The following is an 18,929-nucleotide window of genomic DNA, read 5'->3' as shown; positions in this document are numbered from 1 at the left end:
AATCTCTTAGTATTTTTATAAGTTAACTGATAAACCCATAGTAACTGATTTGGTTAGCGGATAAGCTTCACCACGCGGATTGCCAGTTTCCGGGTCCCATGTTTTGAATTTAGACCATGTAATCAAGTTTGAACCTGCAATATAGATACGAATATTATTGAAGTGCAGTTTGTTAACTATGCTTTTGGGCAAAGTATAACCAATATCCAAATTCTTTAAACGAATATATCGACCATCACGCATCCAATAAGTAGAGGTCTGTTGGTTGTTTTTATTTTCCCCATAAGTTAAACGCGGATATGTTGCATTGGGGTTCTCATTAGCATGCAATCCCAGTTTGGCAGCAGTCTCTGAATCTACCCAACGATCACTTATCATATCTTTAAAGATATTTCCCCAGTCACTTTCGCTGAATGCATATACACATTTACCATAAATAGGGAAAGTGGATTTACCGGCTCCTTGGAAATGAACATTTACATCAATTCCTTTCCATGCGAAAGATGCTCCTATACCATATACTAAGTTCGGAGTGGTAGTAGCACCAATAGCAACTTTGTCATTATCGTTTACAACACCATCACCATTTACATCCTTATATTTGATATCTCCAGGCTGCACTGTACCGAACTCTTGTTTCGGGCTGGTACGAATATCATCGTAATCAGCAAACAATCCCTCAGCTATCAGTCCTTTAACTTGATCTACACGATACCCTTTTTGATATAAATAAGAATAGACTTGATTCTCTTCATCCTTTTCAAGTACCTCATTCTTACTATAGGTTATATTCCCACGAATAGTCATATCCACCTCACCCAACTTCTGCTTAAGAGCAAAATTACCATCAAAACCTTGAGATTTCACTTCACCTACATTCGCTTTAGGTTTGCTCTCAAGACCTGTAATTTCAGGTAAGAACTCACGTGTTAAAAAAATACCTGTACGTTTTTCGTGAAAATAGTCAACTGTCGCTGTAAATTTGTCATTAAATAAAGAAAGATCAATACCCAAGTCATCCTTGGTCGCAACTTCCCAAGTAATACCATTAGAAGCCATCTGAGTGTAACGAGTTCCTATGAATGATTTTCCATAATCACCAAATCCCCAGTTATATACATAATTAGGCTTTCCTTCGCTGTTATATCCTGTAGTAGCTATAGTATATAAGTATGGGAAACGGTTATTATCTCCAATATTGTCATTACCTACCTTACCGTGAGAGTAACGTATTTTAAACATATTCATCCATTTCAGGTTATTCTTAACAAATGACTCTTCGGCAACGTTCCATGCAAGAGAAAAAGCCGGAAAGAAACCGAATTGATTTCCTGGTGCAAAATTTTCTGATCCGGTATAACCAAAATTGAAATCAACAAAGTAACGATAGTTCCAGTTATAAGTAAATCGTCCTGCTAACCCTTGATTACGTTTTGATACTCCATTCTTAATATCTGTACCAATATCTACTGTCCGTTTCTCACTATCTTGTGTATAACGGAAGGTAACTCCCCCATGATGATTTCCGAAAGCACGTTCCCAGCTTAACAGTAAATCAAGAAATTCACGGCGTTTACCAGAGCTACCACTTGATTGCGTCATGTCATATGCCGGGAACATTTTCTCATAAATAATCTCTCCCGTTTCTTGTCTGCGTCCGTTTGCTTTATACAAATCAGGTTGACGATGACGATTAATCCAGTTACTATTGTCTGTATCGTAACCAAAACGTCCTACGAACTTCAATCCCTTGGTAATGAAATCAAAATTTTGTTCTAATGTAACATTAGTTTGCACATTATTCTGCCAGTCTTCATTGTATCCAGTTTGTGTAGATGCAACCCATGGATTAAGTTTGTTTACATTATCCCGGTGGGAAATAGGCGCGTATCCATTGGAGTAGTATACAGGCGTTGCAATAGGATTGTATCCGAAAAGCATCCCCCATAACATCTCGTTATCGGCCAGTCCCGGACTATTACGTTTGGCTAATGAACCGGCTATACCTAGTTTCAATAAAGTCGATTTGGTGATATCTATGTCAACATTCATACGATAATTCCACTTTTTATAGTTGGCATTTGTATCGTAATCATCACGTAACGTTTGGTCTGTGTTATACATACCTTGATCCTCCGTATAACTTGCAGAAACAAAATAACGAGCAGTGTTACCACCGCCGTTCATGTTCAAGTTAGCACGATAACTCCATGCTCCGTTTTTTAGGATCAAATCCATCCAGTCTACATTCGGATAGAAATCCGGATCCATTTGTGTGCGAAATAACTCTAACTCTTCTGGTTGATAAGCCATTCCTAAATTGCGAGTCACTAATGCTTCGTTCATCAGACTGGCGTACGAAAGACCATCTACAAACTCCGGAGTGATAGTACGAGTATTATAAGAAGTTTCTACCTTGGCGTCAATATTGATTTTGCCAGCTTTACCACGTTTAGTTGTAATCAATACTACACCATTTGCACCTTTAGAACCATAAATGGCAGTAGCTGACGCATCTTTTAACACAGTGAATGATTCGATATCTTCAATATTAAGTTCGTCCAAACTACTACGTTCAAAACCATCCACTAAAATATAAGCACTTGAGCTCGCTCCAAAAGTAGAAATACCACGTATCCAAAACTCAGAAGTACTTTTTCCTGGTTGTCCGGAAGTTTGTCGGGCAATAATACCCGGAACATTACCGGCCAAGGCGTTAGACATATTGGAGGTAGGGAAACGTTTTAAATCTCCCACATTTACATTGGTTACGGCTCCCGTCACTGTCAGTTTTTTCTGTGCCCCCATACCAGTTACTACAACCTCATCCAGTACGCTGGCCTCTGACTCTTTCATCTTGACATTAACAGTATGCTGTTCTTTTACAAGTACTTCTACATCATCGTATCCGATGTATGAGAAGACTAATCGATGATAAGGTTCCATTTTTATAGAGAAATTACCATTGATATCTGTAATGGTCCCCAAACCGGCTACATCCTTTACAGTGATATTAACACCAATCATCGGCTCATCTTGTGTGTCGGTAACCGTACCAGTCACGGTTATTGTTTGTTGTGCTGAAATCGTCAATGGGACAACTAGCATCAACAAAAAAATGGCTAAATATTTTTTCATAATCTGATAAATGTGTTTATTCGTTAGATTCCACTGTTGATTCATCTTCCGGCATATTCTCGTCACCGGCTGTATTCTCTTCTTGCTCCATTGAAATAGTGCGAATAGTATGTCCCACCTGATCATGTACATAAAAAATTTCTTTCGCATCATCGTAAACAAGTCCACTTACATCACGGAAACGAGCCACTTCTCGTAGGTCACCATCATCAGTTCCCCATTGGTTGCCGTCAGCTAAGGAAGTTGACGCTCCTCGCCCCGCATAGGTCGATACGATGCCTTCTGGAGTTACTTTACGAACACAGAAGTTTAATCGATCTACAAAATAGAAATCATACTCTTCTTCACCAGTGTAATCTGGATTTTTCACAAATACTCCTTGACAAGGATTATTCATACGGGCCTCGGTTCCTACATCATCCTTATAGCCTGACTGTTTATATCCCCCGACAAAATTATACGGTGTAATAAATTCCTTTTTTATCTCGTCATAGTCGGAACGCATGAAATAATGATTGTTAATCACACCAAAATAAGCATACTTTCCAGTAGGATGGATGAATATCTGAAATTCCCAACTTGGATCAGCAATAGTAAATAACTGCTTAAAAGTATTAGGGTTGTTCTTTACTATAGGATCCCAGCTTTCCCCCTTCTTAATAGTTTTGAAGTAATCAACCAAGTCTAAACGAAATACTTGTCCCTTTTCATAACTATTGAAATACAATTCTCCGTTGATTGGATGAATAGTAGCTCCATTACATTGCTTGTAAGCAGCTATCAATTGTATATCAGACCTATCATCGAATGTACCATCCGCATTGCGTTTAATAATATACACACTAGGACTTTCATCTCCTTTACCGTCATAATCAATAGCTACAATCATATATTCCGCCTCATCAGCATATCCTTCTATCTTTCTATTGAAAGCAATGCTTCGTATACGGTTAGTAGGGATAGTATTGATATTCAATGGAGAAGAAAGCATGCGGTTTTTCAAATCGATCAACTGTATAGCTTTATGTCCATCGTAACAAATATACAAATGATCCTTATTCAACGGATCAAAAGCTAGTCGTCCGTTATCACTAAATCCACAGCATTTGACACCTTCCGGTCCATCAAATGGTCCATCTCTCCAACCTTGATCGTCACGATTATTGCGATAGCCACAAAGCGTACCTACCACCATCTTTTTCTCATAACTAAAAGCAGTACTTGCAGTCGTTGTTACTGAATTCTCTCCTTCCCCTACAGTGATCTCAATTTCACCACTAAAAGCTCCCGAAGGAACAAAACAGTAGACATAAGTACTTTTTACATTAATAACAATAGCTTCTTTACCTCCGATCTTCACTTTTACATTCGAAGCATCTGTACCGAAGTTTTCACCATAAATCAGTAGCTTCTGATAGGCTCCTCCCTCTTTCGGGGTAAAATCAGAAATTACTACAGGCTTTGATGGATCAAAGGTTTCAGTCTCTACATTTTCATCGTCTTTACAACTATAAATGCAAATTGTGAATAATGCCAGTAATGTCCACTGCCATTCCTTCAATACTTTTTTCATTTTACATTTCATGTTTTTCATTTTAGTTAATAATAAGTATATTAAAAATTAAATGCCTTATTTCATTTTACCCATAAGTACCTTCATCCAATGTCCTCCAATCACCGATCGAGCCTTGAAACCAGTCATCTGATTAGTTTTTGTATCATACCAGTCACTAATTGGAACACGGGAAATTGTTTCATTGACATATTTATAAAGAGGATCTACAAACTTTTCAAAAGTTATTTGGTCAGAAGACATAGCTGCCGTCCACATTATCCAATCGGATTTTGTGTAATCTTTCCGAGAATCCAATGGTAATCCATATGGATTCTGTTTGGTCAAATAATAATTGATTTCTTTGTCGATTACATTATTGGGGAAGAGATTCAGCCCCCACATCTTATCCCAAATCATGTTATACTTTTGACTCCAAGTGTCTTCACGGTCAAAGGCCAGACGATAATGATCTCCTTCATTTGCCATTTCTTCCCATTTAACCGCCATTTTCTTGGCTATAGTAGCATACTCATCTGCTACATCATTAAATCCTAACATCCTGGCGATCTCGCTGTAACCAGCTATTCCCATGATTGCTTTCACTGATAAGTTCGCATTATGAGCCCAATGCCCGGCAAAATCATCAGTACACAACTGGTTACTCGGGTCCTGTCCAAACCGCCTTTTATTATTGTAATCAACTAATATACAATAATATATCGTCTTTTGTATTGTCTTTGTGTTGTCTGTTTAGGTACAAAACAGTATATGTAAATCGATAATTGTGTCGTAATATAAAAGGTGGATGATAATAGATTTAAAATCTTAAAAAAATCCATTAAATAAAATATAATTATATTTACAACATATAAAAGAAACATATTATAAAACAAACAATTCTATTTTGCATAAATCATTATTGCATAGTAAATTAAAACATATAATACAAACAAAAAAAGATATATATACCAAATACGAATAAGATAAAACATAATGAGGAATTCATGATGCCATATGGTGTAACTATGAAACATAACAGGAAGCAATGAGGTTTCAAATGGTTAAGGAGAATATGGATAATGTAAACATATATAATCTAAAAATATGATAGTGTATCATGCCTGGCTGACTTGACTTCATTTTTGCATAAGATTTGCTGCACTATTATGTATAATATATAAGAAAGAATTAAATAATGTAGCTTTGAATTAATTTTGGACTGCATAAGAGACATATCTGACACCCGGGTGTCGGTATACATAAAATCCGGGTGTCAAACAAACCTTAGATACTATTGATTTTTTCTGCTTTACTATAGTGAATAGAGCGGTGATGTAGCCTGTATTTATTCAGACTCCGAAAGGCATTTCTTACAGCTACCCCAAATTTGCAAGTTTAGCTCGCAATTCTTTGAGTCTTTTAGCAGCCTGTTGATTATCGACCTTAATATATCGCATAAAAGCAGCGGGACTTTTATGACCAGATATACGCATTAATTCTCCTGCAGGAAAACCAGATAAATACATATTTGTACAAAATGAGCGGCGGCACGTATGCGAAGATATCATTTCCCACTTTTCATATACTTTCTTTTCTCTTTCATTACCCTTCTTACGAACTATTTCGATTTTCTGCCTTAATTTAGCTCGACGTCCCAGTTCTTTGATCTTCTCATTGAACATATATCTCGGGATTTTAGGAAGGTCATAATTATACTTCTTAAGAATTTCAGGTACATAATCAATCATAGGAATAACAACAGCCTTATGTACTTTCCGCTGTTTAAGATTTATATTCTCATTGTCCAAATCAATATGCTCAGGACTTAATGTAGAAAGATCACTATATCGCAACCCGGTGAAACACCCGGTAATAAACACATCTCGGATTTCCTCCAATTGCTTGTCACCGGATAAATCAAGCTCATATATTGCAGCCAACTCTTTTTCACTCAAATAAATAGCATCAGTCTCTTCTTCTACTACTTTGAAATTTCTTAGGTCAATTGGCGGAATAACTCCTTTAACAATCTGATAATTCACAAACCCTTTCAATAATCGTATTATCTTTCCGGCGGAGTTAGTAAGTAGCCCTATTGTCCCATTTGGCTTTACAACCTTATGGAATAGATAATCCATAAACTCATTATAGAATGTCAGGTTTAGATTACGGAATGTTACCGGTTGTGATGAATACTTCTTGAAACCATTCAGATGTTTGCGGAGTGTTCTGTAGTCTTTGATTTGATCAGCGGAAACAGATGGTGTCTTTTCTAATATATATCGCTCTAATGCCTCAAACATATCTACCCGGTTAGGGCGCAGTCCATATTCTCTGTTTTTCTCCAATTCGAGCAGGACAAATTCTACAGTCGGATCTATGCCATTTTCTTTAGCATAAGTCAGAATGTCACCAAGCTTAGATGTGATCTTAATCAAACAGGTATCGATTTCATCATAGTTGGGGCATGCACGTTTAATCCACTTCTTTTTAGAATCCCAATGTTCGGGTCTAATATTGTATCCGGTAGATATAAGCGTACGTCTTGTTCGATCGTAATTATATCGAACATAAAGTACAGTAGTACCCTCTTGGGTAACGTACTTTGGTTTTATATATGGAGTATATTTTGCTATAGTAATAACCTGTATTGCATTCGTGATGCAAATTTACGAAAGGTATCTGAAATGACCAATACCTCTTTTGTTAAAGTTCCAAGCTTTCAGTTATTGGGGCATTTCCTCAAATAGTTTAGGAAAAATACTATTCAGAAAAGAAAAAAAACTGTTCAAACGGCCTTCTTTTAGCTTGTATACCTGTTAAAAGAAGGTTTGAAACATGAAAAAGACTAGATTTTATCCTTTCTTGAACATCTATTTTCCTATTTTATGTTATTAAATCCATTAATTTGCGGTGTTACAAATAAGATGCTATGAAAAACAAGTTAAGTAAACGAGTTCGGATTCACTAAGAAAACACGACTCTGCAACAACTTCTTTACTTAGCATTTTATACAAAATTTAAGAGTACTCATTTTAGATATTAGTTAATAGTTTTAAGGTACACAGAGATAACAGGAATATTAAGGTATAAAGATTGCAGTTTTCAAAGGTATTACTTAAGGTAAAAAGTAGCATAAAAGAGAATGTAGGTTTTGTTTTTCTTGAAGGTAAATAAGATTGATGAATGGATAACCTTAAATTTGTAGATAAAATAAAAGAAGTATTTATGAAGAAACTACTAGCCATGATGGCTCTTTCAGTTGGTTTAATGGTTAATGCTCAGACAGTTGACCTATTAAAGCCTTCTAAAGAAATAGCATTACGAGCCCCTTCGGTGCCCATTGTTGTTTCAGATCCATATTTTTCGATCTGGTCTCCTTATGATAACCTAATGGAAGGCAGTACAGAACACTGGACAAATGCCAAGAAACCTTTATTAGGCGCTTTGCGTGTAGATGGAAAAGTCTATCGTTTTTTAGGAAAAGATAAAATCAACTTGATTCCTATTGCCCCTATGACTAATGTAGAGCGTTGGGAAGCTGCTTATACTAACAATCAACCGGCAAATGGATGGCAAGAGCTGCAATTTGATGATAGCAACTGGAAGAAAGGCAAAGCTGCTTTCGGTAGCCGTGACATGCAACGCGTTCATACAGAATGGAAAGGTGATAATACCGACATTTATATTCGCCGCACATTTGATTTCAATGATAAGGATATAGCAGAAGATATTTACCTGATTTATTCTCATGACGATGTATTTGAACTATATCTGAATGGAGAAAAACTGGTTTCAACCGGTCTTGTGTGGAGAGATAATGTATCTCTGAAACTATCAGATGCGGCAAAGAAGAAACTCCGTAATGGCAAAAATGTAATTGCAGCACATTGCCATAATACGACAGGAGGCTCATATGTCGATTTTGGCTTGTTCCGTGAAAAGGAGAATGCTGTAAAATTTGCAAATGAAGCTGTGCAAAAGTCTGTTGATGTATTAGCAACTTCTAGCTATTATACATTTGCTTGTGGACCAGTAGAACTGGATATCGTATTTACTGCTCCTCAATTAATTGATGACCTGGATTTACTATCAACTCCAATTAACTATGTTTCTTATCGTGTTCGTTCGCTAGATAAAAAAGAACACGATGTGCAATTCTATATAGAAACAACTCCAGAATTGACCATCAATGAGAGTAATCAGCCGACTATCGCGCGTACATTGTCTAAAAATGGTATTAGTTATGTAGAAGCAGGCTCTATTGACCAGCCAATATGTGACCGTAAAGGTGATTTGATTTGTGCTGACTGGGGATATGTATACCTTGCAGGTGTAAATGGAGCTGGAAAATCAGTAAGTCTAGGTGATTATTATGGAATGAAAGAGTCATTTGTTAAAAATGGAACATTAGCTTCTTCAAAGACAAAATGGGAAACTCGCAAGGAGGAAAATACTCCAGCCATGGCATATACACATAACTTAGGCATGGTTTCTCAAAATGGAAAAGAAGGCTTTATGATGATTGGCTATGATGACATTTATTCCATAGAATATATGTATGAAAAGCGTATGGGATATTGGAAGCATGATGGTAAGGTTACAATCTTCGACGCTTTCGAGAAATTGAGAGACAACTATTTGTCCATAATGGAACGTTGTCGTGCCCTTGACGAATTAATTTATAACGATGCGGAAAAGGCCGGTGGTAAGAAATATGCGGAGATTTGTTCTGTATCTTATCGTCAAGTGATGTCTGCTCACAAGCTGTTTACAGATAAAGAGGGCAATTTGCTATGGTTTTCTAAAGAAAATAATAGTAATGGCTGCGTAAATACGGTTGATTTGACTTATCCTTCTGCTCCTCTTTTCTTGGTTTATAACCCTGAATTAGTAAAAGCGATGATGACGAGTATCTTCGAATATAGTGCTAGTGGACGTTGGAATAAACCTTTTGCTGCACATGATCTTGGAACTTATCCGATTGCGAATGGACAAGTTTACGGTGGTGATATGCCGATTGAAGAAAGTGGCAATATGGTAATCCTTGCTGCAGCTCTTGCAAAAGTCGAAGGAAATGCTGATTATGCCAAAAAATATTGGGATATTTTGACGATTTGGACCAACTATCTTGTAGAGTATGGACAGGACCCGGAGAACCAGTTGTGCACGGACGACTTTGCCGGGCATTGGGCTCATAATGCGAACTTGTCAGTGAAAGCAATTATGGGAATAGCTGGTTACAGCGAGATGGCTAAAATGTTAGGATTTAATAATATAGCAGATAAATATGCTACTATAGCCAAGAAAATGGCGGTTAAATGGGAGGAAATGGCAAATGAAGGAGATCATTATCGTCTGGCCTTTGACCGTGAAGACACTTGGAGTCAGAAATATAACATGATCTGGGATAAGATGTGGAATCTGAATCTCTTCCCTAATAATGTAATCGGCAAAGAAATCAACTATTATTTAACGAAACAGAATCCTTATGGATTACCATTGGATTCTCGGAAAGATTACACAAAGTCTGATTGGATTATGTGGACGGCAGCTATGTCTTCTGATCAAGCAACTTTTGAGAAGTTTGTAGATCCTCTTTATAAATATGTCAATGAAACGATTTCCCGTGTTCCAATTAGTGACTGGTATGATACAAAAACTAATCAGATGACTGGGTTTAAGGCTCGTTCGGTAATCGGAGGACATTGGATGAAGATACTAATGGAGAAAATGTTGAACAAGTGATGAGCTAATCCAATAAAAGTGAAATTATTCAATATATTTTAAACACTCATCCGTATTATACTAATTATAAGATGTATAATATCGGTGACAAAATTTATTTGCTATGAAAAGAAAAGAACAAATGTTTTGGTTTTTAAGCCATAACAAGATGTGGTGCATTCCACTCTGTCTGACTGCATTTTCATTATTGCCTAGTAGTTATATTCACGCCACTAGTATAATAGATGAAAATACATTAATAGTGAACTCTACCCAACAACAACGTATTGTAAAAGGCACTGTTATTGATGCCAATGGTGAACCATTAATTGGAGTCAATGTAAAAGAAGTAGGGGGAACTACCGGTACAATCACTGATATAAATGGTGAATTTTCTCTAAATGTTGCTCCTAAAACAAGATTGGAGATTTCTTTTATCGGTTATCAAACACAAAATGTTGCTGTAGGAGAGTCGAGACAAATTACTGTGACCTTACAGGAAGATACGCAAGTTTTAGATGAAGTAGTCATTACAGGTTTCGGTATGTCACAAAAGAAAGCAACGTTGACAGGGGCTGTGTCTTCTATTAAATCCGAAGAAATTGCCCGTTCTTCTGCTGTTACTGCAGGTGGAGCTTTAGTTGGTAAAATTGCAGGTGTAAATACTCGTCAACAAGATGGACGCCCTGGGGCTGAAACAGCTTTGCAAATTCGTAATATGGGTACTCCGTTATTTGTAATTGATGGCGTTATTTCGGATACAGGGCAGTTTAGTCAGATGGATTTTAACGATATCGAGTCTATATCTGTATTAAAAGATGCATCAGCTGCTTTGTATGGTGTACGTGCTGCGAATGGAGTAGTAGTTGTTACTACAAAGAAAGGTAGCCGTAATTCTAAAAATACAGTTTCTGTTAACGCCTATTATGGCTGGCAAAAAAACTCCAAATATGTTAGCCCCGCTAATGTAAAAGATTATGTTCATGCATATGTAACTGCAGAAACATTTTCTGGGCGTAATGATGATTCTCGTCGTTATAGTAAAGAAGAATATGAAAAATGGATGAGTGGTACAGACGCTAAATATCAAGGATGGGACTGGGAAGATTATATCTGGGTAAGTGCTCCGCAATATTATATCAATACGAATTTCTCTGGAGGTACAGATAAAGCAAATTATTATGTAGCAGTATCCCACATTAATCAAGATGCAACTATTCGCAATTATGGCGGATTTCGTCGTACGAATGTGCAAATGAATATTGAAATGAATGTAAATGAACGTCTTAAAGTAGGTGCAAGCATGAATGGACGCATTGAGGATCGTCGTCATCCTGGAGTACCGGGAGGTGATGATACATGGCTACCTCGTTTCGCAACAATGAAAAATCAACCAACCAAACGTCCATTTGCCAATGATAATCCCAATTATCCGCAGTTGGTATCTGATCAACCGGAAACTAATTTTGCAATTTTAAATTACGAAACAACAGGAAAGGTCTCGGACGTATGGCGTGTAATTCAAATGAACGGTACTGCTGAATATGAAATTCTGAAAGGATTAAAATTCAAAGGAATGTTGGGGTACTATTATGCATACAACGAACTGGATAACCAAGAGTTCACCTATGAATTATATGGCTATAATGAACAAACAGACAGCTACTATGTAACCAATCGTATGTCAAACCCTTATCGTGAACGTAATCGTGAGAAGGTAGAGGATCAATTTTCAAACTTCCAGTTAAATTTTGATCGTAAATTCGGGAAACATGCAGTCGTTGCCGTAGCTGGATTTGAGGCAAGTCAACGTAAACGCCCTAAAATGTGGATTCATTCTACACCGGTTTCTAATGCAATGGATTTGATTCGTCTGAAAGAAATTCAAGAGTTTAATGACGATGGAAATAGAACAGAGGCTCGTATGGGTTATTTGGGACGTATCAATTATAGCTATGCTGACAAATACTTAATTGAATTAATAGCTCGTTGGGATGGTTCATGGAAATTTCGCCCAGACAATCGTTGGGGATTCTTCCCATCAGCGTCATTGGGTTGGCGTATTTCTGAAGAAAATTTTTGGAAAGAAAGCAAACTTGGTGAAATCGTTACTAACTTTAAACTACGTGGTTCATATGGAGAAGTTGGTGATGATGCCGTTTCTGACTATTCTGCTTTTGATTACCTACCTGGTTATAATTACAACAGTGGTGGTGCTGTAATTGATGGGAATTGGGTAGTAGGAACCTCTACTCGCGGACTACCTAACCAGACACTATCCTGGATGACAGCGAAGATTCTAGACATTGGCGTAGATTTAGGTTTTCTCAATAACCGTTTGAATGTTCAATTTGATTATTTTCGTCGTGTACGTGATGGAATTCCTGAAGCCCGTTATGATGTATTAATACCGAATGAAGCAGGTTTTAGTCTACCAAAGGAGAATCTGAAATCAGATATGCATAAAGGTTTTGATGCCTCAATTACGTGGACTGACCATATCAATGACTTCAATTATAGCATTGGTGGCAATATAACCTATTCCAGATTCTGGGATTGGGAGCAGTATAAGCCACGTTTCAGTAATTCATGGGATGAATATCGTAACAGCATTTGGCACCGTGTAGGATACGTAAACTGGGGATACGAAGCTATCGGTCGTTTTCAAAACTGGGAACAAATTGCTAATTATCCAATTGATAATGACAGAAAAGGTAATCGTACGGTAGTTCCAGGGGATATTATGTATAAGGATCAAAACAATGATGGTGTAATCAATTATTTAGATGAACGTCCTATTGGATATCGTGTAGATAGTACTCCTACTCTTAATTTTGGAATTAATCTTTCCGCATCATGGAAAGGATTTGATTTGGCTATGGATTGGACTGGCTCTGGTATGACATCATGGAATCAGTGTTATGAGACAGCCCGTCCGTTTCAGAATGATGGAAACAGCCCTGATGAAGTGTTGAAAGACGCATGGCATTTATCTGATATATGGGATGCTAACAGCCCCTTAATTCCGGGTAAATATCCGATGATTCGTCTAAATACTGATGAAACTAGTGCTTATGATAAAAGTTCATATTGGTTACATAATGTAACTTATCTAAAGTTACGTAATCTGGAAGTTGGTTACACATTCCCCAAAACATGGCTAAACAAGACTGGCATTAGTAATTTAAGACTGTTCGTTTCAGGTACAAACTTACTGACTCTATCAAACCTTTCTGTCATGGATCCGGAATGTGCATCTGACAATGGTTTGGATTATCCTCCGATGCGAGTAATAAATATTGGCGTAAACCTAAAATTTTAATAAACAATGAAAAAATATTTATATACAATAATGACTGCTACAATGTTATCATTAGGTAGTTGTAGTGGATTCTTGGATACAAAGCCTGATACATTATTAACCCAAGATCAGACTTTTGGTGACCCTACATTGGTTAAATCAGTATTGGCTAATTTTTATGGACGTGTCACAATAGGACAACGCATTGATGACTGGGATCAATGGACGATGCTGGATGAAGTAATTCATTTCGACACAAATAGTGACGAGAATATTGACAGAAACAAATGGCGTACGTATGATTATACCCTAGTACATGATCTTAATCAGTTCCTAGAAGGCATTAAACCTTCAGACGCCGTAGATGAGGCCACGAAAACAGCTTATATAGGTGAAGTACGTTATATCCGTGCATGGCTTTATTTCTGTATGGGACGTACTTTGGGTGGTGTACCTATAATAAATGATGAGATATTCAATTATACTCCAGGTATGGATATCACAACTCTACAGGTACCTCGTTCTACTGAAGCCGATTTATACGATTATGTTATTTCAGAATGTCAGGAAGCGGCTAAAATGTTAACAAAGGATACTAATAAAAACTCCGCACGCGCTAATTACTGGGTAGCGAAAATGCTGGAGGCACGTGCAGCTTTGACTGCAGCTTCATTAGCGACCTATAATACTGCTGAAGCACATCCGCAATTGCGCACAAATGGCGGAGAAGTGGGGATACCTCCTTCCAAAGCTCAAGAATATTACAAAACAGCACTAGCAGCAGCAAAGGATGTCATAGAGAATGGACCTTACAAACTAATGTTAGCATCAGAACAGACTCACAAAGCATATGCAGACAATTTTTATAAAGCTGTATGTCAAAAAGATGGCAATACGGAAGTCATTTGGTGCCGTGATTATGTTTCTCCAGGACAAACGCATCAGTTTACAAAAGGAAACTTACCCAAAAGTATAGAGCAGGATACAGGAAGTGACCGTTTATCTGTTTTACTAAATCTAGTTGAGGCCTTCGAGCCGCTTGACGCTACGGAAGAGCAAAAAGGAACAAGTGTACCATTTGAAATTGGCACCCCTGAAAATCCGGAATTCTTTACCGAACCAACTGAGCTATTCATGGAGCGTGACCCTCGATTGATGGGCTCCATTATTGTGCCCGGAGCTACTTTTGACAGTAAGGTCATCGAATTACAAGCAGGACAGCTACGAAAAGAAAATGGTTCATGGTCTGAAGTCACTGGAGCCCGTAATTCTTATGACGAAGAAGGGAAGTTAATCACAGCAAATAATGGGCCTTTTGGTGGTAATGACCGCGAAATAAATCGTACTGGTTTCTATGTACGCAAATATCTGGATGCTACCCCTTCTGCAGGTACTATCGGACGTGGTTCTGAAATGTGGAATGTTTATTTCCGTATTGCAGAGGCTTATATGATTGCTGCTGAAGCTAGCTGGGAGCTATCACGAAATAATACTGATACAGAAGCACTGAAATATATTAATGCTGTGCGTAGTCGGGCTGGAATTCTTCCATTAAACACGATTGATCATAAAAAAATCATGCATGAATATCGGGTAGAATTTGCATTTGAAGGTAATCGCTGGTGGGACTTGAAGCGCTGGATGGAAGCGAGTAAAATATGGACTGGTGAACCAACAGCAAGAACTTCACAACGCCTAGGATTATGGCCATTTAAGGTGGTTGCTTCAGGTGATCCTAATGATGGGAAATGGGTATTCATTGAAAAAGATATGCAAAAATTGGATTTATGGCGTCGCCCGTTAAAATGTACAGACGCACAATATTATTCAGAAATTGATAATGGTTGGATTAATAATAATCCGAAGTTAGTGAAAAATCCTTATCAGTAACTTAAAAAGAAAAAATGAAGATGAAAACAATATCGAAAATATTTTCAATGGTCATCTTGTCGGCTTTCTCATTAATGAGCTGTACAAAAGATAATTATGATGAACCAACTTCTTTTATAAAAGGGCGTGTGGTTTATAAAGGAGAGGCTTTACAATTACGTGGCAATGAAGCCGTCAAACTGCAGTTATATCAGCGCGGCTATCAAAAGCATGACCCCGTAGAAGTTTTTGTAAACCAGAATGGAGAGTTCTCCATTTGTATTTTTGATGGGGAATATCAACTGATTACCAAGGCTGGTAATGGTCCTTGGAGCGATAAAGGTCGTGACACTATTGAAATAAAGCTGAATGGACTTGCTACACAAGATGTTGAAGTGACTCCTTATTATTTAGTAGAAGATGCTAAAATGACTCTAAATGGTAATAAGGTTAATGCTTCATTTAAAGTAAATAAAATAGCAGGTACTGGTATTGACCGTATGATCATGTTATTAAGTACCACACAATTTTTGAGTGATGCTGAACATAATGTAGATCGTTATGACGAAACAGAGGATCTTATACAATACGATGAAACTGGTAAAATATATACTTTTGCCACTAGAGACTATAGTAATAATAGTATGTTTCAAACAGCTTTAAAAAGGGGGACATTATTTGGACGTATTTGTCTATGGCCCCAAGGCTCTGATCAAGGAATATATTCGGAAGTATTCAGACTTAAATAGAATAAATTCTATATATGATAAATGAGAGGTTGTGTCAAAACGTTGGCACAACCTCATCTTATTAATATATCAATAAAGAATAAATGCAGCATACCATTCAGCATATATATAAGACACATGACAACGACGGGCTTCTCTATGCCTGGTTCTCATCCATGCATACACGCGTAGATATCATACTCAGTTGTCAGAAATCGGAGAAAGAATTAATGTCTGCAGTCAATCATATATACGACACGCTCTGCCAACTGGAAAGAACAGCCAATTATTATGATCCTTCAAGTGAACTGGCTTTAGTCAATCAGGCAGCTTCTACAACTCCCGTTGTGATAAGCCAGTCTCTCTTTTCGATGATCGCGCTGTGCATAGAATATCATAAAAAAACAATAGGATGTTTCGACATCACCATTCATTCGGAGAACTATAACCAAGATACAATACATTCAATACATCTATCACCTGAAGCATCAAGCATCTTCTTCCACCAAGCAGGTACTGCCATAAATCTATCAGGATTTCTTAAGGGCTATGCTTTGGACAGAATCAAGGAAATAGTAAATACTCATAGAATAGGAAATGCTTTGATAAGCATAGGAAACAGTTCTATACTCGCTTTGGGCAACCATCCTTCCGGTATGGGATGGAAAGTAGGCTTTAGAAATCAGACAAATAGTGTCCAAAGCGACAAAGACCAGTCTATACTCCTCAACAATGAATGCCTGACCACTTCCCGTAATGACTCATGTGAGCGTAAACACATTATTTCTCCTTGGAGTGGCCAGCCACTGGAAGGAGTCAGACAAGTAGCTGTAGTAACAAACGATGGAACAACAGGCGAAGTTCTTTCAACCAGTCTATTTGTGGCAAATCAAGAACAACGCAAAGTACTAACGGCCGAGTTTCTTCCCTCAATAATTATTGATTTGTAACCGTACCGGATGGCTTAGGCAACGGAGTATTCACAGGAAGAGGAATACCCAAATCCGGCATTCCGTTAGCATCCCATCCTATCTTCTGCAATCGTGGATTACGGGTTTCCGACTCTCCTGTATTCCCACTCGGGATGCTCCTCGCCTGATATAACACATACCATTCTGTTCCATCGGGCGAAGGTATAAACGAAAGACCAGCCGGTCCGTATACTCCATCTTCCGGCTTCTGCTGAAATACAGGAACAGGACTTTTCTTCCAAGAAGCAGGGTTCAACAAATCACTGTCCGCATCGGCAGTCAACATTCCGGTACAATAATAGGGAGACCAACAACCACTGGCTGAATAGTATACAATCACCGTTTGATTATCCTTGGAATGGAAATACTGAGGGCTTTCATTCACATAAATCGGATAAGCCGTCCGTCCGCCATCCGGATTAATCCATTGCCGTTCCCATTCATATTCCGGCTGCGAGATCATGACTCTTTTCGTAGCCAATGTCCAGGGATTTTCCATTCGGGCTATATAAATGCATTGTGTTTCACTGCCAATTCTGCGATTAGGCCAGCCTGACCACAGAAGATAAAGTTCCCCTTTATGCTCAAAAGTGGAAGGATGTATCCCCCAATTCCATTCCGGATTGGTCATGATCGCTCCTTTCATACGAAACTCCCCTTGCATTGGATCAGGAGAGTCATTTTCAATCACATAAATTTGGTGATTATCCGTATTCCCGTCATCAGCCGCAAAATAGATATACCATTTGCCATCGATATTTCGGATTTCAGGATTCCAGAGATGATAAGAGTTTGAAGGATCTTTGGGTACCCAAACTTCCTTACAGGTGGAGCGGGGCATGTCAGTAATGTCGGTAGTTACCCATAAGAATATTTGATCATTGGTCTCATGGGTATAATAATATTTTCCATCATGGTAAATCGCATTTGGATTAGGGCCTTCCGTAAACAATGGATTGACATAAGTATCTTTTTCAGCATCTTCTGTCTTCCCGGCATGTTTGGAATTACAAGAAATGTTCAACAGAACAGAGAAGGATAACAGGCATAAATAGATTCTCATAGTTACATTATTTTTAAGATGATACAAAGAAAAGACTTTTTTTCCATTAACCGTTAACAAAGCGAAAATAAAAATCGAATTTAGAATATCATTCTTCCGTCATGCCACAATCTGTTCAGATAATTGACACAAAAAGAGAAAAGATTCTCTGTAAATAAAAAACATTATATCATCAAAGACAAAAAGAATATTTTGAAGTCAGCGCTAGTATTTATTTAAAAAATATCAACCTATGCTACGTTCATATCCAATCGTTTATTAATAAATTCTTTCATCGTTTATTATAAACGGTATCCAAGTTTATTATAAACATTCATATCTTTCCTACAGGAATAAATATCACTTTTTAGCAACAAAAAGGGCTGTAATCCCTATAAAGAATCACAGCCCTTAGCTTGTAGCAGACCAATCAGCAAGCATTACCCGAAGCAGAAATGCATGCCATCTGTTATTATATTATACTTAAATATACTAATTTTCCATCTATATTATCAATCTTATCGAATTTACAGTCTGTTGCTACTTACAAATATACAATATAAAAAACGGTTTGTCAAGTCCTGCCCCATCTTTCATT

The 18,929-nt window shown here is 37.6% G+C and carries 9 protein-coding genes and 2 pseudogenes; 5 read left to right on the top strand and 6 right to left on the bottom strand.

The genetic code is table 11. From position 1 onward, the window contains the following. Window positions 1-15: 15 nt before the first annotated feature. From K6V30_RS06005 to K6V30_RS25470, 5 genes and pseudogenes are all read right to left on the bottom strand, one after another. Entirely contained in the window at window positions 16-3,138 is a 3,123-nt protein-coding gene (locus K6V30_RS06005) for a SusC/RagA family TonB-linked outer membrane protein (RefSeq protein WP_022301405.1), read from the bottom strand. A 16-nt stretch (window positions 3,139-3,154) separates the two neighbouring features. Next, the gene (locus K6V30_RS06000) at window positions 3,155-4,711 is read right to left on the bottom strand and encodes an IPT/TIG domain-containing protein (protein ID WP_029425219.1); all 1,557 of its coding nucleotides are present in this window, start codon (window positions 4,709-4,711) and stop codon (window positions 3,155-3,157) included. A 57-nt stretch (window positions 4,712-4,768) separates the two neighbouring features. Then, a pseudogene (locus tag K6V30_RS05995) lies at window positions 4,769-5,371 on the bottom strand (DUF1793 domain-containing protein); the annotation flags it as partial. Window positions 5,372-6,069: 698 nt separating this feature from the next. Then, complete coding sequence (locus K6V30_RS05990) at window positions 6,070-7,131, bottom strand: site-specific integrase (protein ID WP_010536205.1); 1,062 nt, start codon at window positions 7,129-7,131, stop codon at window positions 6,070-6,072. 18 nt (window positions 7,132-7,149) lie between these two features. Then, window positions 7,150-7,308 (bottom strand): annotated as a pseudogene (locus K6V30_RS25470) (Arm DNA-binding domain-containing protein); the annotation flags it as partial. Window positions 7,309-7,921: 613 nt separating this feature from the next. Between K6V30_RS25470 and K6V30_RS05985 the strand changes: the two are divergent. From K6V30_RS05985 to K6V30_RS05965, 5 genes are all read left to right on the top strand, one after another. Continuing rightward, entirely contained in the window at window positions 7,922-10,441 is a 2,520-nt protein-coding gene (locus K6V30_RS05985) for a glutaminase domain-containing protein (protein WP_029425217.1), read from the top strand. A gap of 103 nt (window positions 10,442-10,544) precedes the next feature. Then, window positions 10,545-13,742 (top strand): SusC/RagA family TonB-linked outer membrane protein, encoded by a 3,198-nt coding sequence (locus tag K6V30_RS05980; RefSeq protein WP_029425216.1) that lies wholly within the window; start codon window positions 10,545-10,547, stop codon window positions 13,740-13,742. A gap of 6 nt (window positions 13,743-13,748) precedes the next feature. Continuing rightward, window positions 13,749-15,611 carry a RagB/SusD family nutrient uptake outer membrane protein gene (locus K6V30_RS05975; protein WP_055269354.1) on the top strand — a complete coding sequence of 621 codons (1,863 nt, stop codon included), beginning with the start codon at window positions 13,749-13,751 and terminating at the stop codon, window positions 15,609-15,611. A gap of 20 nt (window positions 15,612-15,631) precedes the next feature. Beyond that, window positions 15,632-16,339 (top strand): DUF3823 domain-containing protein, encoded by a 708-nt coding sequence (locus tag K6V30_RS05970; protein WP_022301413.1) that lies wholly within the window; start codon window positions 15,632-15,634, stop codon window positions 16,337-16,339. Window positions 16,340-16,422: 83 nt separating this feature from the next. Then, the gene (locus K6V30_RS05965; protein ID WP_055269353.1) at window positions 16,423-17,268 is read left to right on the top strand and encodes an FAD:protein FMN transferase; all 846 of its coding nucleotides are present in this window, start codon (window positions 16,423-16,425) and stop codon (window positions 17,266-17,268) included. On the opposite strand, the gene K6V30_RS05960 is transcribed toward K6V30_RS05965, so the two are convergent. Further along, on the bottom strand, window positions 17,255-18,352 hold the full coding sequence (locus K6V30_RS05960) for a glycoside hydrolase family 43 protein (protein WP_010536199.1): 1,098 nt from the start codon (window positions 18,350-18,352) through the stop codon (window positions 17,255-17,257). The two genes, K6V30_RS05965 and K6V30_RS05960, sit on opposite strands and share 14 nt — an antisense overlap. Between the last annotated feature and the right edge of the window lie 577 nt (window positions 18,353-18,929).

Source organism: Bacteroides faecis, assembly GCF_020091505.1.
Taxonomy (GTDB): domain Bacteria; phylum Bacteroidota; class Bacteroidia; order Bacteroidales; family Bacteroidaceae; genus Bacteroides; species Bacteroides faecis.
This window is presented reverse-complemented; position numbering and strand designations above follow the sequence as displayed.

Coding starts and splice junctions, on each gene's coding strand:
- K6V30_RS05965 (WP_055269353.1), top strand. CDS start 16,423: ATGCAGCATACCATTCAGCATATATATAAGACACATGACAACGACGGG.
- K6V30_RS05985 (WP_029425217.1), top strand. CDS start 7,922: ATGAAGAAACTACTAGCCATGATGGCTCTTTCAGTTGGTTTAATGGTT.
- K6V30_RS06005 (WP_022301405.1), bottom strand. CDS start 3,138: ATGAAAAAATATTTAGCCATTTTTTTGTTGATGCTAGTTGTCCCATTG.
- K6V30_RS05975 (WP_055269354.1), top strand. CDS start 13,749: ATGAAAAAATATTTATATACAATAATGACTGCTACAATGTTATCATTA.
- K6V30_RS06000 (WP_029425219.1), bottom strand. CDS start 4,711: ATGAAAAAAGTATTGAAGGAATGGCAGTGGACATTACTGGCATTATTC.
- K6V30_RS05970 (WP_022301413.1), top strand. CDS start 15,632: ATGAAAACAATATCGAAAATATTTTCAATGGTCATCTTGTCGGCTTTC.
- K6V30_RS05960 (WP_010536199.1), bottom strand. CDS start 18,352: ATGAGAATCTATTTATGCCTGTTATCCTTCTCTGTTCTGTTGAACATT.
- K6V30_RS05980 (WP_029425216.1), top strand. CDS start 10,545: ATGAAAAGAAAAGAACAAATGTTTTGGTTTTTAAGCCATAACAAGATG.